Raw genomic sequence first — 25929 nt, forward strand, 5'->3', positions numbered from 1 at the left:
CGCTCGACCATGAAAACCAAGTTTTTGCTCGACGAAGATCAGATGCCGAAGTACTGGTATAACCTGCAGGCGGATTTTCCGGAACCGCTGCCGGCGGTTCTGCATCCGGGCACGAAGAAACCGGTGGGCCCTGCGGATTTGGAGCCATTGTTTCCGCAGTCTTTGATCGAGCAGGAAATGACCACGGAACGGGAAGTGGAAATTCCGGAACCCGTTCGCGATGTTTATCGGATGTGGCGGCCTGCGCCCATGTTCCGGGCGCACCGGCTTGAGAAAGCCCTCGGCACCCCGGCTAAGATTTTCTACAAGTACGAGGGTGGCAGTCCTGCTGGTAGCCATAAGCCCAACTCGGCGATCCCTCAGGCTTTTTTCAACCGGGAGGCCGGTATTCGGCGGCTGACTACCGAAACCGGCGCTGGCCAGTGGGGAACCTCGCTCTCTTTTGCTGGCTCTCTGTTCGATATTGATGTGACCGTGTTTCAGGTCCGGGTGTCCTATAACCAGAAGCCCTATCGCCGCGCGGTGATGGAAACCTATGGCGCCAACTGTGTTGCTTCTCCATCAGAAATGACGGAATTTGGTCGTAAAGTGCTGGCGGAAAATCCCGACCACACCGGCAGTCTCGGTATTGCGATTTCCGAGGCGGTGGAACTGGCTGTTCAGGATCCGCACACCAAGTATGCGCTGGGCTCCGTGCTCAACCATGTCTTGTTGCATCAAACGGTGATAGGCCTTGAGTCCATGAAACAGATGGAGATGGCCGATTGTTGGCCAGACGTAATCGTCGGGTGCACTGGTGGAGGCTCCAACTTCGCGGGTATTGCTTTCCCGTTCATGGGGCATGCGCTGAGAGGGGGAGAAAAGCCCCGGATTGTCGCGGTTGAACCCTCTGCTTGCCCGACGCTGACCCGGGGGAAATACGCCTATGACTACGGCGACACGGCACAGATGACACCACTGACCAAGATGCATACCCTGGGTTCAGGTTTTACACCGCCGGGGTTCCATGCCGGCGGCCTTCGCTATCATGGAATGGCTCCCATGGTGTCGCACGCCAAGGAGCTGGGACTGTTCGATGCTGTTTCCTACACCCAGCGTGAGTGTTTCGAGGCGGGTATCCTGTTTGCCCGCAACGAAGGTATCGTGCCGGCCCCTGAAGCCAATCATGCCGTGAAGGGCGCGATTGACGAGGCGTTGCGGTGCAAGCGCGAGGGCAAGGAGGAAGTGATCCTGTTCAACCTCTGTGGTCACGGGCATTTCGATATGGCGGCCTATACCTCGTATTTTGCCGGTGAGCTGAGCGATCACGAGTACAACGAGCAGGAGCTGGCCATGGCATTGTCAGGTTTGCCATCCGTCGGCGTGTGATTACTCCCCGCTGCCAGGCCGGAAAACGGTACCACCACCATCCGCGTTGAGTTGCCGGATGATGGTGGGTACTCCGTGCTCATCCAGATGAACATCGCCAATCCCCGAAGCGTTCCACAACCGTTCCCCCGCATCTCTTCCTTTTGGTAGTTGCGGGGTGATCTTCATCCGCCGCCGTTTGGTGAACCAGTTCAGAGGCGACCAGGGCGCAAACAGCCAGCGGTTCAGTCGATCCAGCCACTCCAGCAGCCCGTTCGGAAACTCGTTCTTGATGCCGCTGCTGGTGATTTGCCAGATACGGGGGCTGTTTCGCTTGTGGCGCAGGGCGACGTCGTAGGCGAAGGAGTAATGCACGTCCCCTGAGAGGATGACAAAGTGCCTGGGCGTTTTCGGATGCGCAAAAATGTTCAGCAGCACACTGGCGGCTCCCCGGTGGGCCATCCAGTTTTCTGCATCCACCAGAAGCGGCTTGCCGAACCAGGTAAAAATCCGTTGGATGATCTCAATCAGCTTGACCCCGAAGATGGGGGCGGGAGACACCACCACGACAGCGTCTTCACCAATGATCGCCTGTTGGAAATCGGTCAGGGTTTCCCAGTCCATCAGGCCCGATGGGTGGCTGCGGCGCATCTCGTTGCGCCAGCGGTGTGTCCGGGTGTCCAGCACCACCAGTCTGGGGCGCGTATCGAGCGTATAATGCCAGTGATCGAAGTGGAGCAGCTGATCAATCAGCGCATCCTGTCTGGCCTTGTCGAGTTCATGCTGGTTGTCGGTTGACTGGAACAGACTGCGACACTCCTGTAACAGGCCAGCAAAGTGTTGAGGCTGGTTTCCCCATCCCTGACACAGCAGGTAGCCAAGCAGGGCATTGCCAATGATTCGCCGTGAAAACGGATGTTTATAGGCGGTGGTTTCCCAAAGCGCCGAGAGGTTCCAGTCGTCGGTAACGTCGTGATCATCGAAGATCATGTAAACCGGCAGGTTGGCCAGTGCCCGGGCGGCGCTTGGCAGTGTTTCCCGGAAACGCTCAATGGTTTTCCGCTCCTTGCGATAGCGTTCTACATCATCGGAGTTAGTGACCGGTTCCGCACCGGTGACAAACTGCCAGGGCGTTGGTGACCACACCAGCAGGTACATGGCCACCACTTCGGCAAAGGAGATCAGGTGGTTGCCCGCATTGGCCGTGGTGAACACCGGTTTGCGCACGCCACCAAAGAAGCGCTCGGTCAGATCCTCGTTGAATTCCGACTCTGGCAGCAGTTTGTCGCGATGGTAGTATGCCTGATCTTTGGAAGTAAGCTCACGGCTGTGGGACAACGAGGCGCCCTCAAGCGGCTCCTGAAACAGGCCCAGTTGGTGGATAACGCAATGGATGGCATGCAGCATCGGGCCGGCAACGTCATCGGCGTAGATCTGGTCCCCGGTCAATAACAGCAGCGCCGGGGTGTCCTCAAGCGTGGTTGCCGTTTGTATCTCCCGGTCAACACGAGCCAGGCCGTCTGCCGAAGGGTGGTGAGGGCGCCGGCAGGAGCCGTGCAGAATTCTGTCCAGCCGGGATTTGATCATAAAGCCCGGGCGGGCCTGGTCGTCGGGGCACAGGTGTGGCGCCCAGTCCCGAATCCACAGGGTATCGGCATCACGGTCTGTTTGGAGCCCCAGGTCGTACTCAAGGCGGACATCGGTTGGCAGTGGTTTCTCCGGCGTGATACTGATCAGGTTGAGCCAGGCCCGGGTGCCGACCTGCAGTTGGCTAAGCTCGTTCTCCGCCAGGTTCCGGTTGATCAGGTGCGCGTCGTCGTGGGAGAGGCGCAGGAAAAGTTCTGTTGGCCGGGATGTGATCAGCCAGAGGGTAAGGGCATCCTGCGCCGTATGGCGCAGGAGGGGCCCGGCAAGCACCGGGGGGAGGGTGCTTGCCGGGCCGGTTGTGTTTTCAGAGCTGTCTGGTTTGCTCAACCTCAGTCGTCCCTCTCAACCTTTACCGGTTCCGGGTTGCCCGAGCGGAAGTCGATTTCCAGTTCCCGGCCATTGTCGTCTTCGCCTTCCACTTCAATATAGCCGTTACGGTCAACCTTGAATTCTTCCAGCATGTGCATGCCTTGCTGCTGTGCGGCCTTCATATAAGTACGCACGTCGTCAGCGTCCAGACCGTACACTTCGCCTTTGGGCTTGCGGCGCTGCTCCCGGTCGATCTCGCCGTTGCCGTTCAGGTCCAGTTCCACGAACCAGTCCCGGCCCATCCAGCCTTCGAGCTCGATTTCATTATCATGGTCGTCGTCAAACTCGATGCTTTGGAAATGGCTGATCCCGTAGTCGCTGCCAACCTGCAGCATGCGTTCGGCATCGTCAAAGCTGCCTTTGGCGAAGGCTGCGGGAGCTGCGACAAGGCCGCTGATCAGTGCGATGGTCAGAGTCTTTTTCATGGTGTTCTCCTTGCTTCTCTGTGTATGGAAAACTGCCGGTTCTGCCCTTTCGGCTACCAGCTTTAGCCTAGATTAACGGGGCAGGGCTTTCAGCATCGTGATAGGCTCATTCATGATTCGTTCATCTGGCTTTTGTCACCATAAACACCATGACCAGACCTCGTTTAAATTCATCGTTGTTACCTGCCGACCGGTTTTCCCGCCGGGTGTTCCGGGTATTGTTGTTGACTCTGTTTGCGGTGGGCGCGTTGCCGTTTGCCCAGGTGGCCTGTGCCGATGATGACGATGAGTGGCGGCGCCTGCACCACGAGGTGAAAGCCGGCCGTATCAAGCCCCTGAGCGAAATCCTCGACAGCCTGGCCCGTGACTGGCGCGGAGACGTGATCGATGTGGACATCGAGAAAGATGATGGTGAGATCCTCTATGAGATCGAGCTGTTGGGCCCGGAAGGGCAGGTAGTGGAGTTTGAGATCAATGCCCGGACCGGAGAGGTTCTGGAGATCGAGGGCAGGAACATTCAGGGCATGAAACGCTGATGAAAATTCTTCTGGTGGAGGACGATGCTGCGCTGGCACAAGGGCTGGCCAGTGCCTTGCAGGATGCCGGGCTGCTGGTGGAGGTGGCCGATGACGGCCGCACGGCTGACTTTCTGGTGAGTACCGAACGTTATGATGCGGTGGTGCTGGATCTGGGGCTGCCGGATGGTAATGGTACCCAATGGTTGGCAGGTTGGCGGGAACGGGGCATTGATCTGCCAGTGCTGATTCTGACCGCCCGGGAGCGCTGGTCCGACAAAGCCGCGGGGTTTTCGGCCGGTGCCGATGACTATGTCACCAAGCCCTTTGAAACCGCGGAAATCCTGTTCCGCCTGCGGGCCCTGGTGCGCCGGTCCCACGGCCACGCCCACCCGGTGATTACCGTGGGTGACATTGCTCTGGATACCCACGCCGGGCAGGTCACCCGCTCTGGTATGCCGGTTTCACTCACGGCCCAGGAGTTCAGGCTGTTATCGCATCTGATTCACGCCGCGCCCAGAATCGTGTCCCGCACCGAGTTGTCCGAACATGTCTATGACGGCGACCAGGAGCCGGATTCCAATGTTATCGATGTCCAGGTCAGCCGGTTGCGGCGCAAACTCGGCGCCCAGGCTATCGAGACCATCCGTGGCCAGGGCTACCGTATGAACGGCCACGGAGAACCATCCTGATGCTGACACGTCTGCGCCGCTGGCCGGTGGCGCTGCGGATGCTGGTGTCTGCTCTGGTATTGGTCCTGGTGGTGTTGCCGCTGGCCGGTACCGTATTGGCCTGGAACTTTCGCCAGACGCTGAGCCAGTCCTTTGATGAGCGCCTGTTATCGTTCCTGAATGTGGTAATTGCCGGCATTGAGTCTGACCCTCAGACCGGTGAATTGACCCCCGGCCCGCAACTGGGCGATCCGCGCTTCGAGCGGGTGTATTCCGGCTGGTACTGGCAGGTGAACGACAACAGCGGGCGGGTGATCACCTCCCGGTCATTGTGGGATCAGCGACTGCCGCAGATCAGTGGCCGGGGGCCGGACTGGGCCCAGGCCCCGGGGCCACGTGGCCAGCTTCTTCGGATAGTGGAACGGGATGTTCAGTTGCCGGCGTTCGAGGGCTGGTTGTCGGTGTCTGTGGCGGCTGACCAGGGGGAGCTGGATGCCCAGGTTGCGCGCTTCAACCGATTGCTGGTGGTTTCGCTGACCACGCTCGGTACGCTGTTGCTGGTGATGATCGGGTTGCAGATCCGCTGGGGCCTGGCACCGCTTCGGCGCCTGGAGCGGGATCTCCGGGCCATGGAGTCCGGCCAGACCCGTTCACTGACCAGTGATCTGCCCGAAGAACTTGCGCGGCTCTCCGAAGCCATGAATCAGGTGCTTGAACGGGATCAGATACTGATTGAGCGTGGGCGCACGGCTGCGGGCAATCTGGCCCATGCCCTCAAAACGCCGGTGTCTGTGCTTACCACCCTGAGTGATCGTTTGCCGCCGGCACAGAAAACCCCTTTCCGTACCGAACTGAACCGCATCGATGACGCCGTGCGTCATCATCTGGCCAGGGCTTCAGCGGCCGGACCGGCCGCCCTGGGGCGTGTGGATCTTGGTGAAACCCTGGAGCCGGTGCTGTCGGCACTCAATACTCTCGCGCAACGCCGTGGCGTTACCCTCGAAAGCGACCTGGGCGATACGGGCGCGGTTCGGCTTGAACAACAGGATTTACAGGAAATTGCGGGCAATCTGCTGGAAAATGCCATCAACTGGGCGGAAAGTCAGGTAAAATTTCGGGTAGAAGGCTTGCCGGATGGTCTGGCGCTGATGGTGGAGGATGACGGCCCTGGCCTGTCTGACGCCGATATCGAGCAGGCTCTGACACGGGGCACCCGGCTGGATGAAACCCGGTCCGGTTCCGGTCTGGGTCTGGCGATCGTCAAAGAGCTGGCTGAACTGTATGGCGGCACGCTGACCCTGGCCCGATCTCCCCTCGGAGGGTTACAGGCCAGCGTGCGCTTTCCATCTCACTCATCGTCCAAGGCCCGCGGCGGGCAGTGATACTCCTCCACCAGCGTACCTTCATCCACGCTTTCCAGGTGCACATCAAAGCCCCATAGCCGGTGCACGTGCCGCAGCACTTCATCCGTTTCGTTGCCCAGCGGCACCCGGTCTACCGGGATGTGTCGCAGGGTTAGCGAACGATCACCGCGAATATCCACACTCCATACCTGAATGTTCGGCTCCCGGTAACTGAGGTTGTATTGGCGGGCCAGCTTTTCCCGCAGCGCGCGATAACCGGGCTCATCGTGAATGGCGGTGACGGTGTAGTGATCTTCCCGATCGTCGCTTTCGATGGCGAACAGCTTCAGATCACGCATCACCTTCGGTGAGAGAAACTGCTGGATAAAGCTCTCGTCCTTGAAGTTGTGCATGGCGAAATGCAGGGTTTCCAGCCAGTCTGTACCGGCGATGTCCGGGAACCATTCCCGGTCCTCATCGGTAGGGTTTTCACAGATACGTCTAAGGTCGGTGAAGATGGAGAAACCCAGGGTGTAGGGGTTCAGGCCGGAATACCATGGGCTGTTGAAGGGTGGCTGGTATACCACGGCGGAGTGGCTTTGCAGAAATTCCAGCATGAAGCCATCGTTCACCAGCCCCTTGTCGTACAACCGGTGCAACAGCGTGTAGTGCCAGAACGTGGCCCAGCCTTCGTTCATTACCTGGGTCTGGCGTTGTGGATAGAAATACTGGGCCAGCTTGCGCACGATGCGCACCAGTTCCCGCTGCCAGGTTTCCAGCAACGGCGCGTTTTTCTCGATGAAGTACAACAGGTTTTCCTGAGGCTCCTCCGGATATCGGGGCCTGCGGCGAATCGGGTCCCCGTCGTCCTCTGCTTTGGGGATGGTTCGCCACAGATCGTTGATGCGGCGTTGTTCGTATTCTTCCCGCTCCTTCTGCCGGCGGGCCTCCTCGGCGGCTGAAATCGGGGCAGGGCGCTTGTAGCGGTCAACGCCGTAGTTCATCAGTGCGTGGCAGGAGTCGAGAATCTCTTCCACGGCATCCACGCCGTGTCGCTCCTCGCACTCCGACACATAATGCCGGGCAAACACCAGGTAATCGATGATGGCACTGGCGTCTGTCCAGGTGCGGAACAGATAATTGCCCTTGAAGAACGAGTTGTGGCCATAGCTGGCGTGGGCAATCACCAGGGCCTGCATGGGCAGGGTGTTCTCTTCCATCAGGTAGGCGATACAGGGATTGGAATTGATCACAATCTCATAGGCCAGCCCCATCTGGCCCCGCTGATAGCCCTTGGAGGTTTGCAGAAACTGCTTGCCGAAGGACCAGTGATGATAGCCCACTGGCATGCCGACGGAGCTGTAGGCATCCATCATCTGCTCGGCGGTAATCACTTCAACCTGGTTCGGGTAAGTGTCCAGTCCGAACTCGGCGGCGCATTTGGCAATTTCCTCGTCGTATTTCTGGATCAGTTCGAAGGTCCATTCCGAACTGGTGGAAATGGGCTTACCTGCCTTGGGTTGTTCGCTCTCCGGTGCGTTCGGGCGATCAATCAGGCTGCTCATGCCGCTTTCCTCTCGAACAACTGTCGGAAGACCGGGTAAATGTCGCCAGGATCGGCAATCTGCTGCATGGCGAAGCTCTGGGGAAACTGCTCCATGATTTTCTCGTATTCGTACCAGAGCATCTGGTGATCCTGGGGCGTGATTTCGATGTAGGAGTAGTACTGAACCAGCGGCAGGATTCGCTCAGACAGCAGTTTGCCGCAGATGGGTGAGTCGTCGTTCCAGTTGTCGCCGTCGGACGCCTGGGCGGCATAAATGTTCCATTCCGCTGGCGAGTATCGGGCTTCGACAATCCGGTGCATCAGTTTAAGGGCGCTGGAGACAATGGTGCCCCCGGTTTCCCGGCTGTAGAAGAACTCTTCTTCGTCCACTTCCTTGGCGCTGGTGTGGTGGCGGATAAACACCACTTCGATTTTCTTGTAGTTCTTCTTCAGGAACAGATACAGCAGGATAAAGAAGCGTTTGGCGATGTCCTTGTGCATCTGGGTCATGGAACCGGATACATCCATCAGACAGAACATGACCGCACTGGTGGCGGGTTTGGGCTGCTTCAGGTGTTGCCTGTAGCGCAGGTCGATCTCGTCAATGAAGGGAATGCGTTTGACGTTGGCTTTCAGCCGCGCGATTTCCTCTTCCAGCACCTTGATCTGGTCTTCATGGCTGAAGGCCGGATCGAGATCGTTCGGTGCACTTTTCAACGCCTCGAGCTGTTTTTCCAGGTCCCGGATCTTTTTCTTGCGCGCACCGCCCAGGCCCAGACGCCGGGCGTGGGCGCCCCGAAGGGAACGCACCACATCCAGCTTGGCGGGCACTCCCTGGGTGGTGAAGCCCGAGCGTACATAACTGAAGGCTTCGGTGTCCTTGAGTTTTTTCCGGGCCAGATTGGGCAGTTCCAGATCGTCGAACAGGAAGTCGAGAAACTCTTCCTGGGTAATCTGAAAGGCGAACTCATCCATGCCTTCTCCGTCCGGGCTGGCCTGGCCTTGCCCCTGGCCCTGGCCACCGCCGCTCTCGGGTTTGGGGATGGTGTCCCCGGCCACCCATTCCTGATTGCCGGGGTGCACCACCTCTCGCCGGCCACCGTGGCCATGGTGGAAGATAGGTTCGTCAATATCCCGGGCGGGAATGCTTACTTTCTCGCCCCGTTCGATATCGGTGATGGAGCGCTTTTGCACGGCATCCGACACCGCCTTCTTGATGTGGTGGCGGTAACGGCGCAGGAACCGTTCCCGGTTCACTGCGCTCTTGTTCTTGCCGTTCAGGCGCCGGTCAACAATGTGGGTCATACCCATGGTACTGCTCCCGCTGGCCGTTAATGGGATTTCCGGACGCGCAGGTACCACTCGGCAAGCAAGCGAACCTGTTTCTCCGTGTATCCACGGTCAACCATGCGTTCCACAAACTGTTTGTGCTTCTTCTGGTCTTCCTGGCTGGCCTTCGGATTGAAGGAAATCACCGGCAACAGGTCTTCGGTGTTCGAGAACATCTTCTTCTCGATCACGCTGCGCAGCTTCTCATAGCTGAGCCAGGACGGGTTCTTGCCACCGTTGTTGGCCCGGGCCCGCAGCACAAAGTTAACCACTTCGTTGCGGAAGTCTTTGGGGTTGGAAATGCCCGCTGGTTTCTCGATTTTCTCCAGCTCGTCGTTGATGGAGGAACGGTCCAGAATCTCGCCGGTTTCCGGGTCCCGGAACTCCTGATCCTGAATCCAGAAGTCGGCATAGGTGACATAGCGGTCGAACAGGTTCTGGCCGTACTCGCTGTAGCTTTCCAGATACGCCGTCTGGATTTCCTTGCCGATGAACTGGACGTAGTGGGGCGCCAGGTATTCCTTGATGAAGCGCAGGTATTTTTCCTGCAACTCCGGCTGGAACTGTTCCTGTTCGATCTGCTTTTCCAGCACATAGAGCAGGTGAACTGGGTTGGCGGCAATCTCGGTGGTGTCGAAATTGAATACTTTTGACAGGATCTTGAAGGCAAAGCGGGTAGACAGGCCGTCCATGCCTTCCATCACCCCGGCAGCATCCCGGTACTCCTGGATGGACTTGGCCTTGGGGTCGGTGTCCTTGATGCTCTGGCCGTCGTATACCTTCATTTTGGAGAAGATGCTGGAGTTTTCCGGCTCCTTGATCCGGGACAACACCGAGAACTGGGCCAGCATATCAAGAGTGTCGGGTGCGCAGGGCGCTCCGGACAGTGAGCTGTGCTTCAGCAGCTTGCGATAGATTTCAATCTCTTCAGTGACCCGCACACAGTAGGGCACCTTGACGATGTACACCCGGTCCAGGAAGGCTTCGTTGTGCTTGTTGTTGCGGAACGTCTGCCACTCGGATTCATTGGAGTGGGCCAGGATCACGCCGTCGAAGGGCACCGAGCCCATGCCCTCGGTGGTGTTGTAGTTGCCTTCCTGGGTGGCCGTCAGTAGCGGATGCAGCACCTTGATCGGTGCCTTGAACATTTCCACAAACTCCATCAGCCCCTGGTTGGCTTTGCACAGGCCGCCGCTGAAGCTGTAGGCATCCGGATCATCCTGGGAATAGTCTTCCAGCATGCGGATGTTGACCTTGCCCACCAGGGCCGAGATGTCCTGGTTGTTGTCGTCGCCCGGCTCGGTCTTGGATACACCGATCTGGTCCAGCACGGAGGGGTAACGTTTAACCACCCGGAACTGGCTGATGTCGCCGCCAAACTCATGCAGGCGTTTGACTGCCCAGGGTGACATGATGTTTTTCAGGTAGCGGCCGGGAATGCCGTATTCCTCTTCCAGAATCGGGCCATCCTCGGCCGGGTCGAACAGGCCTAGCGGGCTTTCGTTTACCGGAGAACCTTTGATGGCGTAGAAGGGGACCTTCTGCATCAAGGCCTTGAGTTTCTCGGCCAGGGAAGACTTACCGCCGCCAACGGGGCCGAGCAGGTAGAGAATCTGCTTCTTCTCCTCCAGACCCTGGGCTGCGTGGCGGAAGAACGAAACGATGTTTTCGACGGCATCTTCCATGCCGTAAAACTCGTCAAATTCGGGGTAACGCTTGATGACTTTGTTCGAGAAGATGCGTGACAGGCGGGGGTCACGGGAGGTATCGATCAGTTCTGGTTCGCCGATGGCAATCAACATCCGCTCCGCGGCGGTGGCGTATGCCGTTGGGTCCTTTTTGCAGATCTCCAGGTATTCCTCAAGGGAGTATTCCTCCTCCTGAGTCTGTTCATACCGGTCTTTGAAGTGCTGCAGAATGCTCATAGATGGCCCCTCGCTTACTCTTGCCTGTTATAAATTCACGCAATGTCCCCGTTGCTGTTTCGCCGCCTGTCCCGGCGGTGTGTCTGGTTAAGGAATGAATGGGATGGTGTTAAGCAGGTATACGTTATCCGGAGGTTTCCGGCCTGCTTAATCTGAGCTTAGTTCAGAGTTCGGGGGTTGGACAGTGAGCAGTCAAATTAGGTTCATTAAATTATGTTTCGGGCGGTAAGCGAGGGACTTACCGCCCATGAGCGAAGGTTATTTCTTGACGAGGGTAAATACGCTCTCTGTGGCGCCGTTTCTCAGGCCCCGGCGTTTGGCAAACGGGTTGTCACGGGCCATGTCCCGTTTCAGCACCTGGTTGATCTCATAATCCTCACCGTAGAGCCTGAACACTTCGTCGTCGGTAACGTTGAACGGAGGGCCCTGCATTTCCGAACTGTCGTAATCCAGCGTGATCAGCAGGATTCTGGTGTCGTCCGGAATAATAGCGGTGAGATGATTGACATAGCTCTTGCGCATCTCCGGGGGCAGGGCGATCAGGGCAGCCCGGTCGTACACCAGGCGAATGTGTTTGAGGTCGTCCGGCACCAGCTGGAAATAATCCCCACACCAGATCTGCAGGTCGTCATGGCGGAAGGTGGTAAAGGGTTCGCCCGGGTGAACGCTGGCTTTCTCCTGCGCTTCTTCGAAAAAGTCCTTGCAGGCAACCTCGCTTAACTCCACGCCGATAATCGGATGCCCGCGATCGTGCAGCCACCACATGTCATGGGCTTTGCCGCACAGGGGAACGAACACGGCGTCGGTGCCGTTGCCTGCCAGTTCGGGCCAGTTGTCATGCAGGTACTGATTAACCGTGCCTTCGTGGAAGCCGATTTGGTCTTTTGCCCAGCGTTCGTGCCAGAATTCGTGTTCCATGGGTAGCCTCCCGGAGATTGATCGTTTTCCTCAGTCTACCTTAATCTGTGGGGTCGATGAGTCAGGAGAAAAGTATGAAAGCCGTTTTTCTGGATGCCGCAACACTGGGCGAGGATGTGGATCTGAGCCCCATTGAAAACATGACCGGTGGACTGACCTGCCACCCGCGCACCAACCCCGAGCAGGTGATTCAAAGGATTCAGGGCTTTGATACGGTGCTGGTGAACAAGGTTGTGCTGGGCCGTGAACATTTTGAAGCCTGCCCGGAACTGAAAACCATCGCGGTGGTGGCAACCGGTCTCAATAACATCGATCTGGAGGCGGCCAGGGCCCACGACATCAAGGTAACGAACGTTACCAATTATGGCCGTTCCACCGTGGCCCAGCACACCATGGCCCTCATCCTGGCACTGGCCACCCGGCTGCTGGATTACAACCGGGGTGCCCGCAACGGCCAGTGGGCCAAAAGCGATATGTTCTGCCTGATGGACTACCCGATTATGGAGCTGGAAGGCAAAACTCTGGGCATTGTCGGCTACGGCAATCTTGGCCAGGGTGTGGCGGAACGGGCAAAGGCGTTTGGCATGAACATCGTCCTCGGCTGCCGGCCCGGCCAAGAGCCTGGCGAGGTGGATGGCTACCCTCGAATTCCGCTGGATGGACTGTTGGTGCAGGCTGACGTGCTATCACTGCACTGCCTGCTGACAGAAGAAACCCGCAACATGATTGGCGCCCGGGAACTGGGTTTAATGAAGTCGTCGGCACTGCTGATCAACACCAGTAGAGGCGGCTTGGTTGATGAATCGGCTTTGGCTGACGCCTTGCGGAATGGCGACATTGCCGGTGCAGGCTTTGATGTGTTGACCGAAGAACCTCCCCGCAATGGTAACCCGCTGCTGGCAGACAATGTTCCCAATCTGATTCTGACCCCACACTCGGCCTGGGCGAGCCAGGAGGCGCGGCAGCGAATTGTGGAGATTACGGCGCGTAATCTGGCGTCAGTTACCTGAAGTCGGGTGAAGGAAGCCCGCCGTCAGGAGGATTTGTCCGGGTGTACAACAAATACCCGGTTTCCGGGTTGTTTACTGACAGCTGCCTGATAAGCTTGAAGAAACACTGACAAGCAGGATGTTACGTGGCTTCCACCCAGATGAAAGAGCGGCTGCAGGCTGCTGAAGACTGGATACTGTCCAATTCCAACCCACCGCAGACCTGGCCCTGGACCTGGCTGTATAAATCCGGGCGCTCGGCTTATGCCCTGATCCGCGATGTGATCAGTGGTCAGCTGACACTGCACGCCATGAGCCTGGTTTACACCACGTTGCTCAGCATTGTGCCGTTGCTCGCCCTGAGCTTTTCCGTGCTGAAAGCGCTGGGTGTGCACCAGCGCATGGAGCCATTCCTGTACCAGTTCTTCCAGCCGATGGGCCCACAGGGTGTGGAGGTGGCTGAGCGAATCCTGGGCTTTGTCGATAATATGAAAGTCGGTGTGTTGGGCTCGGTGGGTCTGGCCTTGTTGGTGTACACCGTCATTTCCCTGGTTCAGAAAATCGAGCGCTCGTTCAACATGATCTGGCGGGTGCCGGAAATGCGCTCCATGGCGCAGCGTTTCAGTAACTATCTGAGCGTCATCATGGTCGGCCCCTTGTTGATGGTTTCGGCTATCGGGGTAACCGCCACCATATTCTCTTCAGAAATCGCTCAGAATCTTATGGCCATCGAGCCGTTTGGTTCGTTGATTGTCCTTGCCAGTCGATTTACACCATTTTTCCTGGTGGTGGGCGCGTTCACCTTTGTTTACATCTTTATCCCTAACACCCGGGTGAAGCTGCGCTACGCGTTTATCGCCGGGCTGGTGGCCGGCGTTTCCTGGCAGGCTGGCGGCATGCTGTTTGCCTCGTTCGTGGCCGGCTCGGCCAAGTATGCGGCCATCTACTCCGGTTTTGCGGTCGGTATCATTCTGCTGATCTGGACGTATCTGAACTGGATGATCCTGCTGCTTGGCGCCAGTCTGGCTTTCTATCTGCAAAACCCGGGGGCCGTAGCCAAGCGCCGGAATGTCCAGCTGGCGCCGGAATTGCAGGAGCGGGTAGGGCTTGCCCTGATGTGGATGGTGGCCAAGCCGTTCAGCCGCGGTGAACCGGCGCCTCAGCAGGAGTCTCTGGAGCAGCAGTTGCGGATTCCCGGCGAAGTCACCCGCAAGATCAGCGACAAGCTGATCCGCGCCGGATTGCTGAATCTGGCGGGGCGAGATGGCGATCAGCTGGTTCCAGGGCGAACACTGGATCTGATTACGGTCGGCAGTGTGCTGCGGGCTGTGCGCAAGGACGAAGACCGGGTGGTGGATCGTCTTCCAGCCGGTGCCATGCCGCGGGAGTTGATCGATCTGGCGCCCACCAGCGATGACGTCAGTTTTGCCAGCCTGCTGAATGCCGATATACCGCCCGGGGCGGACACTGTCAAAGCACCGGCGTCAGGTCCGAACCTGTGAACTTTTGCCTTCCTGGAGCATTCTGAGCAATACGGTACGTACCCTACCCAGTTGCTCCGGGGACAGGTGCACAATGCGAATCAGATTCTCTTCTGACAGGTTTCTCTGGCGGGCATGGCGCAGCACCTCCCGGGTGCCCAGAAGCAGGCCGTCGGTCAGTGCCGAGTGCGCCTGCCGCGGCGCCGGTCGTTCTGCCGATAACAGCCAGGCATGGTATTTGGGCGGCAGAGTCCAGACATTCGCCAGTAGCTGACAAGTGGCCCACTGATAGCGGGCCAGGGCCAATCTCAGCAACGCCGGCTCCGGTTCACTGCCGGAGCCCCTGGTGCGGTAGATACGCCCCAGTTCCCTGCGAATGGTGATGTACGCCAATGCTGGCAGCAGGCCAACCATGAAGTGGGCGCTGGTGTCGTCCCGGTGAATCTTGGCAATCATTTCCGCCGCTCGGGCGCAGGTCAGGCCCCAGCGCCAGGATCGTTGGGCGAAAAGTGCCTCGCGGCTGTTTCGGGCCGCCATCATAGGCCGCATAACCGCTGCAGCAATCACGTTCCGGATGCCGTCCACACCCAGCACGAACACCGCCTGGTCAACGGATTCTATGACGTGTTCACTCGGGCGGAAGTAGGGGCTGTTGGCCACCTGGAGCAACTGGTCGGTCAGTGACGGGTCACTCAGAATGATGCGGGTTAGCTCTTTGCGTTCGGTGGCTTCATTGGACAGTGCTCGCATCAGCATGGGTAAACTGCCAGGCTTCCTGGGTAGTTCTTCCATTTCGTTCATTTGCAGGCGCCGCTCGAGCTCGGCCAGTTCCTTTTCGCCACTATCTGTGCCGGCACGAAGGCGCGCGGGTTCCACATCAAGCAGCCAGGTGAACAGGTGGTCTTCCAGTTGGCCAACAATGTCGCCTTCATCGTTGCTATTGCCGGGCTGGCTGGTGCTGGAAGGATTAAAAAGCCGGGTTTCGGAGGCAGCCTGTGGGACGGATTGAGTGCTGTTGAACAGGCCTGATATCCAGGAAAAAAAGCCCGGCATCCCTTGCCTCCGCATAGCGTGTATAAAGAATGGACTGGTTATCTGGCCAGTATAGTAGCGTAATGCAACCCTGCACAGCCCTGACAACGATCAGAAAAAGGACTCGCCAAAGACAAAGACCAGTTGGCACACACCGGCCACCAGACCCAGGAAGGCGCCCACCAGGATCAGTTTGATCTCGTCTTCCTGGAAGCACGGGCGCAGCAGATCCTGGAATTCTTCCGAGGACAGGGCATTCATCCGCTCCACCATGATGGACTCCACCGCCCGGGCACGGTCTCGCTCGAACACGGGGTTGTTGAAGGAACTCTGGGATATCGCGATGGCTTTTTCGCCCACCTGGTTTTTCAGGGTGGCAAAACCCGTTGGACCGAACGCCATCTGGGTCAGGGCCTTGCCCATGCCTGCGGTTTCATCCACCAGTGGTTTGATGTGTTTTTTCACCATGTTGCGGGCGCGGTCACCTTTGGGTCCTTCGAGGATGGCGTTGATGATGTTGCCCACGGTCAGTATCTCGTGGGTCACGATGTGACAGAAGGATTCCGCCACTTCTGGCTGGCGCTTGAGGAACAGGCCCTGGATGCGCAGAGGGCCGACCTTGTGTTCATGCAGGGGCCGGAAGATCACATTCAGCGCAATCCAGTTGGTGGCCCAGCCCACCAAGAGGCCAAACAGGGGTAGTACCCAGATGGCCGGGTACAGGTACCACACGCCCATCTGGATAATGCCGAACAGAAAGCCGAAGTAGAGGCCGGAATTGATGATGAAGCGGAACTCCACGTCACCGCACTCCAGAAATATCCGGTTGAGCAGCTTTTTATCCCGGGCCAGGCGCTCGATGACCATGCCTTTGATGTCGAGCAGGTCTTCAATGTTGTCGGAGATGTCTTCAACCAGGTTGTCGACCAGTTGCGGGGTGGATTTGCGTACCCGGTCATAGACCATTTTGCGGGCCGAGGCGGGCAGGTTTTCCCAGAAGGTGGGGTATTCCCGCAGCATGAGTTCGTCGACATATTCCTCGATGCGGGGGTCGACGGTATAGATGATGTGGGCGGCCAGGACTTTTGGGTCGATCTGTTCGAAGATCTCCTGGACGGTACCGATTTTGGAAATGGTGGCATCCACGCTTTTGGCGGCCATTTTGCGGGCTTTGGAGGGAATAATGCCCTGCCAGCCCAGAAGCGGTGGCTTGCCGATGAACTCCAGAGGGTAGAAGGTCATTTTGATGGCGAGCCAGTTGGTGCTCCAGCCGATGAGGGCGGCGATCACGGGAATGCTGAGGTATTGCCAAAATTCCGGATTGGTAAGTAGGTTTATCATCCTGGGCTCTTAATTGTTTTCTTGGGTGCAGGCGCCCATACAAGGTGGCATTCCCGCCCACTTTTTGTCAGACAAGATAATGTTGTGCACCGACAGCTCTGTCAATGACTGGGATGCCAGGACGTGACGCCATGAATAGTCACCCGCCTGTCTCAGGAGCCGATATCCCCCCAGAGCCACTGACACAGGGCGATGGCGGCAACGGGTGCAGTTTCGGTGCGCAGTACCCGGGGGCCCAGGGCAACGGGCAGAAAACCGTTGTCCTCGGCCAGGGCAATTTCTTCAGCGGTCAGGCCGCCTTCGGGGCCGATCATCAGGGCGATGCTGGAGGGCTTTTCGAGGGTGTTCAGGGACCGTTCGGTGCGATGGTGTAGCACCAGGCGCAAGTCACAGGCCCGGGCGTGTTCCAGCCACTGTTGCACGGTCATAACCGGCTGTATTTCCGGAACCCTGGCACGGCCGCACTGTTCGGCGGCGCTGATGGCAACCTGTTGCCAGTGGCGAAGACGCTTGTCTTCCCGGTCGCCTTTGAGTTTGACGTCGCAGCGTTCGGTAGTCAGTGGCACGATTTCGCTCACGCCCATTTCCACCGCTTTTTGTACGGCGTAGTCCATGCGGTCGCCCTTGGACAGGGTCTGTGCCAGTACTACTCTGAGGGAAGATTCTGTTTCGTTTTCAGCGGCTTCCGTGACTGCCACCTGCACGTGTTTCTTTCCGGCTTCGGTAATGGTGGCGTGATAGTCCTGACCGTCACCGTTGAAAAGCAGAAGTGCCTGGCCTGCCTGCATGCGCAGGACCCGGCCCACATGGTTGGCGGCGTTGTCGTCCAGCTGGCACTGGCCGCCGACAGCCAGGGGGCTGTCGGTGAAGATGCGTGGGATTCTCATGGCGGCGGTTCTCAGTCCTTGACCGCGATTTCGATGCCTTCGGTGGCCACCTGAGCCAGATGGCGAATCTGTTCTTCGGTGATCACGTAGGGCGGCATGAAGTACAGCACGTTACCCAGGGGGCGCAGCAAGGCCTGGCGGGTGAGTGAATGCTTATACACTCTGATGCCACGGCGCTCCTGCCAGGGGAACGGGGTTTTGCTGGCTTTGTCTTTAACCATTTCAATGGCCATGGTCATGCCGTGCTGGCGGATGTCGCCCACGTTCGGGTGGTCGGCCAGATGGGCAACGGACTCGGCCATACAGCGGGACAGCTGGCGGTTGTTTTCGATGACGTTCTCATCCCGGAAAATGTCGAGCGTGGCCAGGGCGACGGCGCAGCCGATGGGGTTGCCGGTGTAGCTGTGGCTGTGCAGGAAGGCGCGCATGGTTTCGTAGTCGTCGTAAAAGGCGTTGTAGACGTTGTCGGTGGTGAGCACCACGGACAACGGCAGGTAGCCGGCGGTCAGGCCTTTGGACAGGCACATGAAATCGGGGGTGATACCAGACTGTTCACAGGCGAACAGCGTACCGGTGCGGCCAAAGCCGACGGCAATTTCATCCGCGATCAGGTGCACCCCGTAACGGTCGCAGGCTTCCCGCAGTTTGGTGTGGTAAACCGGGTGGTGCATGCGCATGCCACCGGCGCACTGGATCAACGGCTCCACCACCACAGCGCAGATTTCGTCGTGTTTCTCGGCCAGCAGTTTGTCCATGGCCTCGAACTGGCGCAGGGCGTACTCTTCATCGGTTTCGCCCGGCTCTTTGTTGTAGGCGTCCGGTGAGGGGGCGGTCAGCACTTCCATCAGCAGCGGCTGGTAGGTGTCCTTGTACAGGGCCACGTCGCCCAGGGCCAGCGCGCCCAGGGTTTCGCCATGGTAGCTGTTGCTGAGGTTAACGAAGTTCTTTTTGCCCGGTTTGCCGTGGTTTTTCCAGTAGTGGTAACTCATCTTCAGAGCGGCTTCGATGGCCGAGGAACCATTGTCGGCATAGAAACACTTGTTCAGGCCTTCCGGCGTTACCTCGATCAGCCGCTCCGACAGATTAACCACTGGCTCATGACTGAAACCGGCCAGAATCACATGTTCGAGCTGACCGATCTGTTCCTGAATGGCGGAGTTGATGCGCGGATTGGCGTGGCCGAACAGGTTAACCCACCAGGAGCTGACGGCGTCGATGTAGCGGTTGCCCTCAAAGTCCTCCAGCCAGACACCTTCGCCCCGTTTGATGGGGATCAGGGGCAGGGTTTCGTGGTCTTTCATCTGGGTGCACGGGTGCCACACGGATTTAAGATCCCGTGCGACCAGATCGGCATTGCGCATTGTAGTCTCCTGTCAGCTCCCGGGCCGTTTGTTCGGTTTGTTAAAATCCTCACATGATACTTGCCCGGGCCATCGCTTAACAGCGCCAGAATGTGAACCAATCGGTCTGGCTTGCTTGCCCGGTTTGCTTGCCCGCCCGGCCAATGTTGCCACGCCGGGCGACCGCAACAATAGGGGTAAGACAGGTTCGGAGGTAATCATGGAACTCAATCTGGAGCACCCCTACGAGCGGGGGCTTGATCAGGTGATCGAGCGTTTCTTCGATGAGGCGCATATTCGCAACAAAAACGAGCAACTGGGTGCCCGCAATCTCAAGGTGACCGAGCTGAAAAAGGACGAAATGTCGGCCAAACTGGTGATCGAGCGGGAAATGACCGCCTCGGCACCGGTGCCGGGTGTGCTTTCCGGTTTTCACCGGGAATGGAACCGGGTGCGGCAGGAAGAGCACTGGTTCCGCAAAGACGATGACGAGTGGCACTGCGAGTTTCGGGTGCGCATTGACGGCGTGCCGGCGAAGATCAAGGGCGCGATGCGGCTGTTGGGCAACGGCGACCGTTGTATCAACTACGTGAGCCTGTCGGTGCTGTGCGAGGTGCCGTTTCTGGGCCGGAAGATTGCGAAGTTTCTGGCGGATGACTCCCACGCCAAGATTGAACGTGAGTATGACGTCATCCGCCAGTTGCTTTAAACGCGAGGGTCAGTGAGCCAGTACCCGGGACAGGAATGCCTGGGTGCGCTCATTCTGAGGGTTATCGAACACCTCGTCGGGTTTGCCTTCCTCGACAATCTGGCCTTCGTGAATGTAAATCACCCGGTCGGCCACCTCGCGGGCGAAGCCCATTTCATGGGTGACGACCATCATGGTCATACCTTCTCTGGCCAGCTCCCTCATGACATCCAGTACTTCCCCGATCATTTCCGGGTCCAGCGCTGACGTGGGTTCGTCGAACAGCATCAGCCTGGGTTCCATGGCCAGAGCCCGGGCGATGGCCACCCGCTGTTGCTGGCCGCCGGATAGCTGGCTGGGGTATTTATCGGCCTGGTTGCCGATGCCTACACGTTCCAGCAGGCGTTCGGCGGTGGCGTTGGCAACCACTTCGGCCGTTCTTTTCACCTTCATGGGCGCCAGCATGATGTTCTTTTTCACCGTCAGGTGCGGGAACAGGTTGAACTGCTGGAACACCATGCCCACTTCCTTGCGGATTTCCGCCAGGCTGTTCTGATTCCCCCCTTTCGGGGCCAGAGGGTGGTTATCCACCTCAAGCGAACCGGATTCGTATTCTTCCAGGCCATTCACGCAGCGAATCAGGGTGGATTTGCCGGAGCCACTGGCGCCTATGATCACCACCACTTCACCCTGTTCCACGGTCAGGTCGATATCCTTGAGGACATGCAATTTGCCGAAGTATTTGTTCATGCCCTTCATTTTTACAATCTGTGTCATTGCTCGGGCTCCTTCAGGCAGACGCGACACCACGGCGCTCAAGCAGCCGCAGGATCAGTGACAGGGACAGCGTAATGGCCAGGTACATGATGGCCACCACAAAATACACCTCGAATGCGGTGAAGGTATTGGCAATGTACACCTGGCCCTGGCGTACCAGTTCGCCCACGCCGATGACCGAGAACAGTGAGGTGTCCTTGATGCTGACGATGGCCTGGTTGCCCAAAGGCGGAATCATGCGTCGGAAGGCCTGGGGCCAGACAATGTTCCAGAAAGTCTGGGAGCGTGACAGGCCCAGAGACAGACCGGCTTCGGTCTGGCCTTTGTCAATGGACTGCACGCCACCACGGACGACTTCGGAGATATAGGCACCGGAGTTTAGGGCGATCGCGGCAATACCGGCTGTCAGCGGGTCGATCGGGCCGCCAACCAGGTCGGGCAGGCCGTAGAAGATAAACAGCACCTGTACCAGGATGGGGGTGCCGCGGAAAATCTCGATGTAGGCAGTGGCGGGCCAGCGCAAGAACCAATTCTTGTTGATGCTGAGCAGGCCGAACACGATGCCCAGAACAAAACCGATGGCCAGGCCACCGAAGGAAATCATCAGGGTGTAGGGAATACCCTTGGCCAGGTAGGGAATGGAATTGATGGCCGCCTGCCAGTCAAACTGAAACTGGAATTCCACAGTGTGTTTCTCCGTTGGGTTGGGAGGAATCGGCCAGGGCATTGTGTGCCCCGGCCGGTTCGAGTGGCGGGTTACTTGTCTTCAGGCATGGGGCCGAACCATTTTTCATAAATGGTCTTGTAGGTGCCGTCTTCCTTGATTTCTGCCAGGGCCTCGTTAACCGGGCCGACCCATTTACTGCCGTTTTTCAGGGCAATACCGTACTGCTGGCCTTCATACAGGGGGCCGACGGTCTTGACCTTGCCTTTGCCGCGGGTGCTGGCGAAGTAGCCAACATTTGGGGCATCGTAGAAAACCGCATCAACGGCACCGGACATCAGCGCCATGTACATGTCCGAGCTGCCGGGGTACGGCGTTACACCGTCGTTGTCGTCCAGGCTTTTCATCAGGAAGTCATAGCTGGTGCTGCCAATCTTGGTGCCGACTTTCATGCCTTCCAGGTCCGACATTTCATCAACGTCGCCGTTGTTCTGGCTCACCAGGATACGCAGACCGGAATCGTAGTAAGGATCGGAGAAATCGACGATTTCCTCGCGTTCATCGGTAATGGTGATGCCGGCGATGGCAATATCCACGTTGCCGGTTTGCAAGGCCGGGATAATGCCGTTGAAGTCCATGGTGTTGAGGTCGTAATCAAAGCCTGCACGTTCGGCGACTTCGGCAATGATCTCCATATCGAAACCGATCATTTCTCCGGTTTCCTGGTCCATCATTTCAAACGGGACGAAGCTTGGGTCGGTGACCACGCGCAGGGTCTCTGCGCTGACTGAGGTTGCGGCTACAGACAGTGCCAGGCCAGCACCCAGTGTTTTCAGCCATTTCGTGCTCATGCTTTCTCCTTTCTGTTTTTTATGCCCCGTCTGCCCGGTAAGGCAGTCTGTGAAAGCACTCTTTGTGGCCGTGCATCACAGGGAGCGTTGATGGGGATGCATCAGATACAGTTTAGACTATGGAGACAGGATTTGCAGGAAATCAGGCGGTTATGAAAGGAAAGAGGGGCCGGAGCCCCTCTCTGCAGCGGCCGGGAAGGCGTGTCAGAACGCGATTTTCTCCCGGTCGCTGATGCCCAGATTCTTCCAGATGGAAAGGCTGGGTTCAGCCTGGTTCAGAGTATAGAAGTGCAACCCTGGAGCCCCGGCCTTGAGCAGTTTTTGGCACATTTCAGTGACCACTTCCTCACCGAACTTGCGGATGCTGTCCGTGTCGTCACCGTAGGCTTCCAGCTGCTTGCGGATCCAGCGCGGGATCTCCGCGCCGCACATGTCCGAGAACCGCACCAGGCTGGAGAAGTTGACGATGGGCATGATGCCCGGTACCACCGGAATGGTGACGCCCATCTGCTCCAGACGGTCGATGAAGTAGAAGTAGCTGTCAGCATTAAAGAAGTACTGGGTGATGGCGCTGTTGGCACCGGCCTGTACTTTCCGTGCGAAGTTCTTCAGGTCTTCTTCGGCGTTGCGGGCCTGAGGGTGAAACTCCGGGTAAGCAGCCACTTCCAGATTGAAGTGATCGCCGCTGTGCTGCCGGATAAATTCCACCAGTTCGTTGGCGTAGCGCAGTTCACCGGAAGCGCCCATACCCGATGGCATATCGCCGCGCAGGGCAACGATCCGGTTGATGCCGTTCTCTTTATACACATCCAGCAGCTCGCCGATTTCTTCCCGGGTACCGCCCACGCAGGAGAGGTGCGGTGCCGTGGAGATGCCCTGCTGGTGCAGGTTCAGCACAGTCTCGATGGTGCGGTCCCGGGTGGAACCGCCCGCCCCGAAGGTGACCGAGAAGAAATCCGGGTTCACCTCGGCCAGCTGGTTACGCACCGCTTGCAGCTTCTCCTTGCCCTGATCGGTCTTGGGCGGGAAAAACTCGAAACTGAAGCGGCGTTTGAATTGCTTCTGGGATTCCATGTTTGTGTCCGATTAGTACCTGTAGCTTTCCGGCTTGTACGGGCCTTCGACCGGTACACCGATGTATTTCGCCTGGTCTGGAGTCATCTTGGTGATCACGCCACCAAAGCCTTCCACCATGGCGCGGGCCACTTCCTCGTCCAGCTGCTTGGGCAGAACCTGTACGTAAACGCCCTTGGCCTTGGAATCTTCCGGCAGGTCGGCAAACTTGCGCTCGAACAGATACATCTGTGCCAGCACCTGGTTGGCAAAGGAGCCGTCCATGATACGGGACGGGTGACCGGTGGCGTTGCCCAGGTTCACCAGGCGGCCTTCCGACAGCAGGATCAGGTGGTCGTTGCTGGCCTTGTCGCGGTAGATCACGTGCACCTGCGGCTTGACCTCGTCCCACTCCCAGTTCTTGCGCATGTAGGCGGTATCGATTTCGTTATCGAAGTGCCCGATGTTGCATACCACGGCGCCGCTCTTCAGCGCTTTCAGCATGTTGGCATCGCACACGTTGACGTTACCGGTGGTGGTTACCAGCAGGTCGGTGTTGGCCAGCAGATCCTTGTTGATGCCCTGCTCGGTGCCGGTGTTCACGCCGTCAATATATGGGGACACAACTTCAAAACCGTCCATGCAGGCCTGCATGGCACAGATCGGATCTGCTTCGGTGACTTTGACGATCATGCCTTCCTGACGCAGGGACAGGGCGGAACCCTTACCTACGTCGCCGTAGCCGATGACCAGCGCTTTCTTGCCAGACAGCAGGTGGTCGGTGGCACGCTTGATGGCATCATTCAGGCTGTGACGACAACCGTACTTGTTGTCGTTCTTGGATTTGGTCACCGAGTCGTTGACGTTAATCGCCGGGATCTTCAGGGTACCGTCACGCAGCATTTCCTGCAGGCGGTGCACGCCGGTAGTGGTTTCTTCGGTTACGCCGTGGCACTTGGCGATCACCTGCGGGTATTCCTTGTGCAGCAGCTCGGTCAGGTCGCCGCCGTCGTCCAGGATCATGTTCGGCTCCCAGTCGTCTACGTCCGCACCGACGGTCTTGTGCAGGCACCACTCGTATTCTTCGTCAGTTTCACCTTTCCAGGCAAACACCGGGATCCCTTGCGCAGCGATGGCGGCTGCGGCCTGATCCTGAGTGGAGAAGATGTTGCACGAGGACCAGCGTACGTTGGCGCCCAGTTCGACCAGGGTTTCGATCAGCACGGCGGTCTGGATGGTCATGTGGATGCAGCCCATGATGTTGGCGCCTTTCAGCGGCTGTTCCGCTTTGTACTTCTCGCGCAGTTTCATCAGGGCGGGCATTTCGCCTTCGGCGATCTTGATTTCCTTGCGGCCCCAGTCGGCGAGGGTGATGTCGCGGACTTTGTAGTCCTGGAAGTCGTTCAGTTTTTCGGCCGGAGTGCTCATGGTGTTCTCCTGTCAGTTTGGTTTGGGCGTATTCGGTGAAATGGAATACGCCCAGTTATCCGGAATGGTCTGTTCAGATGCCCGCAGCGTCTTTCAGGGCTGCCGCACGGTCAGTTTTCTCCCACGGGAACGCGGTGAAGGTCTTGCCACCGACGGTCATCTCGTACGGATCACGGCCGAAGTGGCCGTAAGCTGCGGTGGCCCGGTACATCGGGTGCAGCAGGTCGAGCATGTTGGTGATCGCGTACGGACGCAGGTCGAAGTGCGCGCGAACCAGGTCGATGATCTTGTCGTCGCTGATCTTGCCGGTGCCAAAGGTGTTCAGGGAAATGGAGGTCGGCTGAGCTACACCGATGGCGTAGGACACCTGAATCTCGCACTTCTCGGCCAGCCCGGCGGCGACGATGTTCTTGGCGACGTAACGTCCGGCGTAGGCAGCAGAACGGTCAACCTTCGAGGGGTCTTTGCCGGAAAAGGCGCCACCACCGTGACGGGCCATGCCGCCGTAGGTGTCTACGATGATTTTGCGGCCAGTCAGGCCACAGTCGCCCACCGGGCCACCGATCACGAACTTGCCGGTCGGGTTGATGTGGAACTGGGTGTCTTTGTGCAGCAGGTCAGCCGGCAGGGTGTGCTTGACGATCAGCTCCATCACCGCTTCTTTCAGGTCGGCCTGGGTGACGTCGGGGTCGTGCTGGGTAGACAGAACCACAGCATCGATACCCACAACCTTGCCGTTCTCGTAGCGGCAGGTGACCTGGCTCTTGGCGTCCGGACGCAGCCACGGCAGCAGGCCGCTCTTGCGGGCTTCGGCCTGGCGCTGAACCAGGCGGTGGGAGAAGGTGATCGGCGCCGGCATCAGCACGTCGGTTTCGTTGCTGGCGTAGCCGAACATCAGTCCCTGGTCGCCTGCGCCCTGGTCTTCCGGCTTCTGGCGGTCAACGCCCTGGGCGATGTCGACGGACTGTTTGCCGATGATGTTGATCACACCACAGGTGTCGCCGTCGTAGCCTACTTCAGAGGAGGTGTAGCCGATGTCTTTGATCACACCGCGTACCAGGTCTTCCAGATCGACCCAGGCGCTGGTGGTGATTTCACCGCCGACGATGGCCACGCCGGTCTTGACCATGGTTTCGCAGGCCACGCGCGCGTGCGGATCGTCGGTCAGGATGGCGTCCAGTACCGCATCGGAAATCTGGTCGGCCAGTTTGTCCGGATGGCCTTCGGAGACCGATTCGGAGGTGAAGATGTTGTAGTCAGACATAGGTGTGCTCCTCTTGAGCGATTGCAAATTCGTACCGGCTCCGTCCTGTTTGACCTACCGGCTGCCTTGGTTGTTGTTAGGGCATACGTAAAACTACCT

23 protein-coding genes are annotated in these 25929 nt (G+C 58.3%); 7 read left to right on the top strand and 16 right to left on the bottom strand.

The window, feature by feature from the left end; all coding sequences use genetic code 11:
* The first annotated feature begins 9 nt into the window (after positions 1-9).
* Positions 10-1368 carry a TrpB-like pyridoxal phosphate-dependent enzyme gene (locus ACAM27_RS06465; protein WP_222448810.1) on the top strand — a complete coding sequence of 453 codons (1359 nt, stop codon included), beginning with the start codon at positions 10-12 and terminating at the stop codon, positions 1366-1368.
* Here ACAM27_RS06465 and ACAM27_RS06470 read toward each other — a convergent pair whose 3' ends face one another.
* Positions 1369-3321, bottom strand: coding sequence for an alkaline phosphatase D family protein (locus ACAM27_RS06470; RefSeq protein WP_222448811.1), 1953 nt, complete (start codon positions 3319-3321; stop codon positions 1369-1371).
* 2 nt (positions 3322-3323) lie between these two features.
* Positions 3324-3788: a hypothetical protein gene (locus ACAM27_RS06475; protein ID WP_369612721.1), complete on the bottom strand. Its 465-nt coding sequence runs from the start codon at positions 3786-3788 to the stop codon at positions 3324-3326.
* A 149-nt stretch (positions 3789-3937) separates the two neighbouring features.
* On the opposite strand from ACAM27_RS06475, the gene ACAM27_RS06480 reads away from it, so the two are divergent.
* Genes ACAM27_RS06480 through ACAM27_RS06490 form a run of 3 tightly spaced genes read left to right on the top strand, consistent with a single transcriptional unit; the run spans position 3938 to position 6356 of the window.
* Entirely contained in the window at positions 3938-4324 is a 387-nt protein-coding gene (locus tag ACAM27_RS06480) for a PepSY domain-containing protein (protein WP_222448813.1), read from the top strand.
* Complete coding sequence (locus ACAM27_RS06485; protein WP_222448814.1) at positions 4324-4995, top strand: response regulator transcription factor; 672 nt, start codon at positions 4324-4326, stop codon at positions 4993-4995. The genes ACAM27_RS06480 and ACAM27_RS06485 overlap by 1 nt, the downstream gene beginning before the upstream one ends.
* Positions 4995-6356, top strand: coding sequence for a sensor histidine kinase (locus ACAM27_RS06490; protein ID WP_222448815.1), 1362 nt, complete (start codon positions 4995-4997; stop codon positions 6354-6356). Before ACAM27_RS06485 ends, ACAM27_RS06490 begins: the two co-directional genes overlap by 1 nt.
* On the opposite strand, the gene ACAM27_RS06495 is transcribed toward ACAM27_RS06490, so the two are convergent.
* The 4 genes from ACAM27_RS06495 to tmpT all read right to left on the bottom strand — a co-directional run bounded on the left by ACAM27_RS06495 (position 6323) and on the right by tmpT (position 12035).
* Positions 6323-7882, bottom strand: coding sequence for a SpoVR family protein (locus tag ACAM27_RS06495; RefSeq protein ID WP_222448816.1), 1560 nt, complete (start codon positions 7880-7882; stop codon positions 6323-6325). The genes ACAM27_RS06490 and ACAM27_RS06495 overlap by 34 nt on opposite strands.
* Complete coding sequence (locus tag ACAM27_RS06500) at positions 7879-9174, bottom strand: YeaH/YhbH family protein (protein ID WP_023008560.1); 1296 nt, start codon at positions 9172-9174, stop codon at positions 7879-7881. The genes ACAM27_RS06495 and ACAM27_RS06500 overlap by 4 nt, the downstream gene beginning before the upstream one ends.
* A gap of 20 nt (positions 9175-9194) precedes the next feature.
* A complete protein-coding gene (locus tag ACAM27_RS06505) occupies positions 9195-11117 on the bottom strand; it encodes a PrkA family serine protein kinase (protein WP_011786498.1) in 1923 nt (640 codons plus the stop codon).
* A 258-nt stretch (positions 11118-11375) separates the two neighbouring features.
* Entirely contained in the window at positions 11376-12035 is a 660-nt protein-coding gene (gene tmpT, locus ACAM27_RS06510; RefSeq protein WP_222448817.1) for a thiopurine S-methyltransferase, read from the bottom strand.
* 74 nt (positions 12036-12109) lie between these two features.
* Here tmpT and ACAM27_RS06515 point away from each other — a divergent pair, with 74 nt between their 5' ends.
* Both ACAM27_RS06515 and ACAM27_RS06520 read left to right on the top strand, forming a co-directional pair.
* Positions 12110-13045, top strand: a complete 936-nt coding sequence (locus ACAM27_RS06515; protein WP_222448818.1) for a D-2-hydroxyacid dehydrogenase — start codon at positions 12110-12112, stop codon at positions 13043-13045.
* 125 nt (positions 13046-13170) lie between these two features.
* Positions 13171-14526 carry a YihY/virulence factor BrkB family protein gene (locus ACAM27_RS06520; RefSeq protein ID WP_022990882.1) on the top strand — a complete coding sequence of 452 codons (1356 nt, stop codon included), beginning with the start codon at positions 13171-13173 and terminating at the stop codon, positions 14524-14526.
* Here the strand turns inward: ACAM27_RS06520 and ACAM27_RS06525 are convergent.
* The 4 genes from ACAM27_RS06525 to ACAM27_RS06540 form a co-directional block, all read right to left on the bottom strand.
* On the bottom strand, positions 14509-15558 hold the full coding sequence (locus tag ACAM27_RS06525) for an HDOD domain-containing protein (RefSeq protein WP_222448819.1): 1050 nt from the start codon (positions 15556-15558) through the stop codon (positions 14509-14511). The two genes, ACAM27_RS06520 and ACAM27_RS06525, sit on opposite strands and share 18 nt — an antisense overlap.
* Before the next feature lie 90 nt (positions 15559-15648).
* On the bottom strand, positions 15649-16878 hold the full coding sequence (locus tag ACAM27_RS06530) for a DUF445 domain-containing protein (RefSeq protein WP_011786493.1): 1230 nt from the start codon (positions 16876-16878) through the stop codon (positions 15649-15651).
* Positions 16879-17030: 152 nt separating this feature from the next.
* Positions 17031-17765 (bottom strand): 16S rRNA (uracil(1498)-N(3))-methyltransferase, encoded by a 735-nt coding sequence (locus tag ACAM27_RS06535; RefSeq protein ID WP_011786492.1) that lies wholly within the window; start codon positions 17763-17765, stop codon positions 17031-17033.
* Between the two features lie 11 nt (positions 17766-17776).
* Positions 17777-19126 (bottom strand): adenosylmethionine--8-amino-7-oxononanoate transaminase, encoded by a 1350-nt coding sequence (locus tag ACAM27_RS06540; protein WP_011786491.1) that lies wholly within the window; start codon positions 19124-19126, stop codon positions 17777-17779.
* 199 nt (positions 19127-19325) lie between these two features.
* Here ACAM27_RS06540 and ACAM27_RS06545 point away from each other — a divergent pair, with 199 nt between their 5' ends.
* The gene (locus ACAM27_RS06545) at positions 19326-19814 is read left to right on the top strand and encodes a DUF2505 domain-containing protein (RefSeq protein WP_023012220.1); all 489 of its coding nucleotides are present in this window, start codon (positions 19326-19328) and stop codon (positions 19812-19814) included.
* 9 nt (positions 19815-19823) lie between these two features.
* Here the strand turns inward: ACAM27_RS06545 and ACAM27_RS06550 are convergent, their stop codons facing one another.
* From ACAM27_RS06550 to metK, 6 genes are all read right to left on the bottom strand, one after another.
* Entirely contained in the window at positions 19824-20570 is a 747-nt protein-coding gene (locus ACAM27_RS06550) for an amino acid ABC transporter ATP-binding protein (RefSeq protein WP_011786489.1), read from the bottom strand.
* Positions 20571-20583: 13 nt separating this feature from the next.
* Positions 20584-21255: an amino acid ABC transporter permease gene (locus ACAM27_RS06555; protein ID WP_031210002.1), complete on the bottom strand. Its 672-nt coding sequence runs from the start codon at positions 21253-21255 to the stop codon at positions 20584-20586.
* 71 nt (positions 21256-21326) lie between these two features.
* Positions 21327-22085, bottom strand: a complete 759-nt coding sequence (locus ACAM27_RS06560; protein WP_023008554.1) for a transporter substrate-binding domain-containing protein — start codon at positions 22083-22085, stop codon at positions 21327-21329.
* Between the two features lie 204 nt (positions 22086-22289).
* On the bottom strand, positions 22290-23159 hold the full coding sequence (gene metF / locus ACAM27_RS06565) for a methylenetetrahydrofolate reductase [NAD(P)H] (RefSeq protein ID WP_011786486.1): 870 nt from the start codon (positions 23157-23159) through the stop codon (positions 22290-22292).
* 12 nt (positions 23160-23171) lie between these two features.
* Entirely contained in the window at positions 23172-24566 is a 1395-nt protein-coding gene (gene ahcY / locus ACAM27_RS06570) for an adenosylhomocysteinase (protein ID WP_222196783.1), read from the bottom strand.
* 73 nt (positions 24567-24639) lie between these two features.
* Positions 24640-25830, bottom strand: a complete 1191-nt coding sequence (metK, locus tag ACAM27_RS06575) for a methionine adenosyltransferase (protein ID WP_222196784.1) — start codon at positions 25828-25830, stop codon at positions 24640-24642.
* Positions 25831-25929: the final 99 nt, after the last annotated feature.

The organism is Marinobacter sp. RI1, from assembly GCF_041155085.1.
GTDB lineage: Bacteria > Pseudomonadota > Gammaproteobacteria > Pseudomonadales > Oleiphilaceae > Marinobacter > Marinobacter nauticus.

Coding starts and splice junctions, on each gene's coding strand:
- ACAM27_RS06500 (WP_023008560.1), bottom strand. CDS start 9,174: ATGGGTATGACCCACATTGTTGACCGGCGCCTGAACGGCAAGAACAAG.
- tmpT (WP_222448817.1), bottom strand. CDS start 12,035: ATGGAACACGAATTCTGGCACGAACGCTGGGCAAAAGACCAAATCGGC.
- ACAM27_RS06545 (WP_023012220.1), top strand. CDS start 19,326: ATGGAACTCAATCTGGAGCACCCCTACGAGCGGGGGCTTGATCAGGTG.
- ACAM27_RS06475 (WP_369612721.1), bottom strand. CDS start 3,788: ATGAAAAAGACTCTGACCATCGCACTGATCAGCGGCCTTGTCGCAGCT.
- ACAM27_RS06535 (WP_011786492.1), bottom strand. CDS start 17,765: ATGAGAATCCCACGCATCTTCACCGACAGCCCCCTGGCTGTCGGCGGC.
- ACAM27_RS06550 (WP_011786489.1), bottom strand. CDS start 20,570: ATGACACAGATTGTAAAAATGAAGGGCATGAACAAATACTTCGGCAAA.
- ahcY (WP_222196783.1), bottom strand. CDS start 24,566: ATGAGCACTCCGGCCGAAAAACTGAACGACTTCCAGGACTACAAAGTC.
- ACAM27_RS06480 (WP_222448813.1), top strand. CDS start 3,938: ATGACCAGACCTCGTTTAAATTCATCGTTGTTACCTGCCGACCGGTTT.
- ACAM27_RS06530 (WP_011786493.1), bottom strand. CDS start 16,878: ATGATAAACCTACTTACCAATCCGGAATTTTGGCAATACCTCAGCATT.
- ACAM27_RS06490 (WP_222448815.1), top strand. CDS start 4,995: ATGCTGACACGTCTGCGCCGCTGGCCGGTGGCGCTGCGGATGCTGGTG.
- ACAM27_RS06525 (WP_222448819.1), bottom strand. CDS start 15,558: ATGCCGGGCTTTTTTTCCTGGATATCAGGCCTGTTCAACAGCACTCAA.
- ACAM27_RS06465 (WP_222448810.1), top strand. CDS start 10: ATGAAAACCAAGTTTTTGCTCGACGAAGATCAGATGCCGAAGTACTGG.
- ACAM27_RS06515 (WP_222448818.1), top strand. CDS start 12,110: ATGAAAGCCGTTTTTCTGGATGCCGCAACACTGGGCGAGGATGTGGAT.
- metK (WP_222196784.1), bottom strand. CDS start 25,830: ATGTCTGACTACAACATCTTCACCTCCGAATCGGTCTCCGAAGGCCAT.
- metF (WP_011786486.1), bottom strand. CDS start 23,159: ATGGAATCCCAGAAGCAATTCAAACGCCGCTTCAGTTTCGAGTTTTTC.
- ACAM27_RS06495 (WP_222448816.1), bottom strand. CDS start 7,882: ATGAGCAGCCTGATTGATCGCCCGAACGCACCGGAGAGCGAACAACCC.
- ACAM27_RS06505 (WP_011786498.1), bottom strand. CDS start 11,117: ATGAGCATTCTGCAGCACTTCAAAGACCGGTATGAACAGACTCAGGAG.
- ACAM27_RS06485 (WP_222448814.1), top strand. CDS start 4,324: ATGAAAATTCTTCTGGTGGAGGACGATGCTGCGCTGGCACAAGGGCTG.
- ACAM27_RS06540 (WP_011786491.1), bottom strand. CDS start 19,126: ATGCGCAATGCCGATCTGGTCGCACGGGATCTTAAATCCGTGTGGCAC.
- ACAM27_RS06560 (WP_023008554.1), bottom strand. CDS start 22,085: ATGAGCACGAAATGGCTGAAAACACTGGGTGCTGGCCTGGCACTGTCT.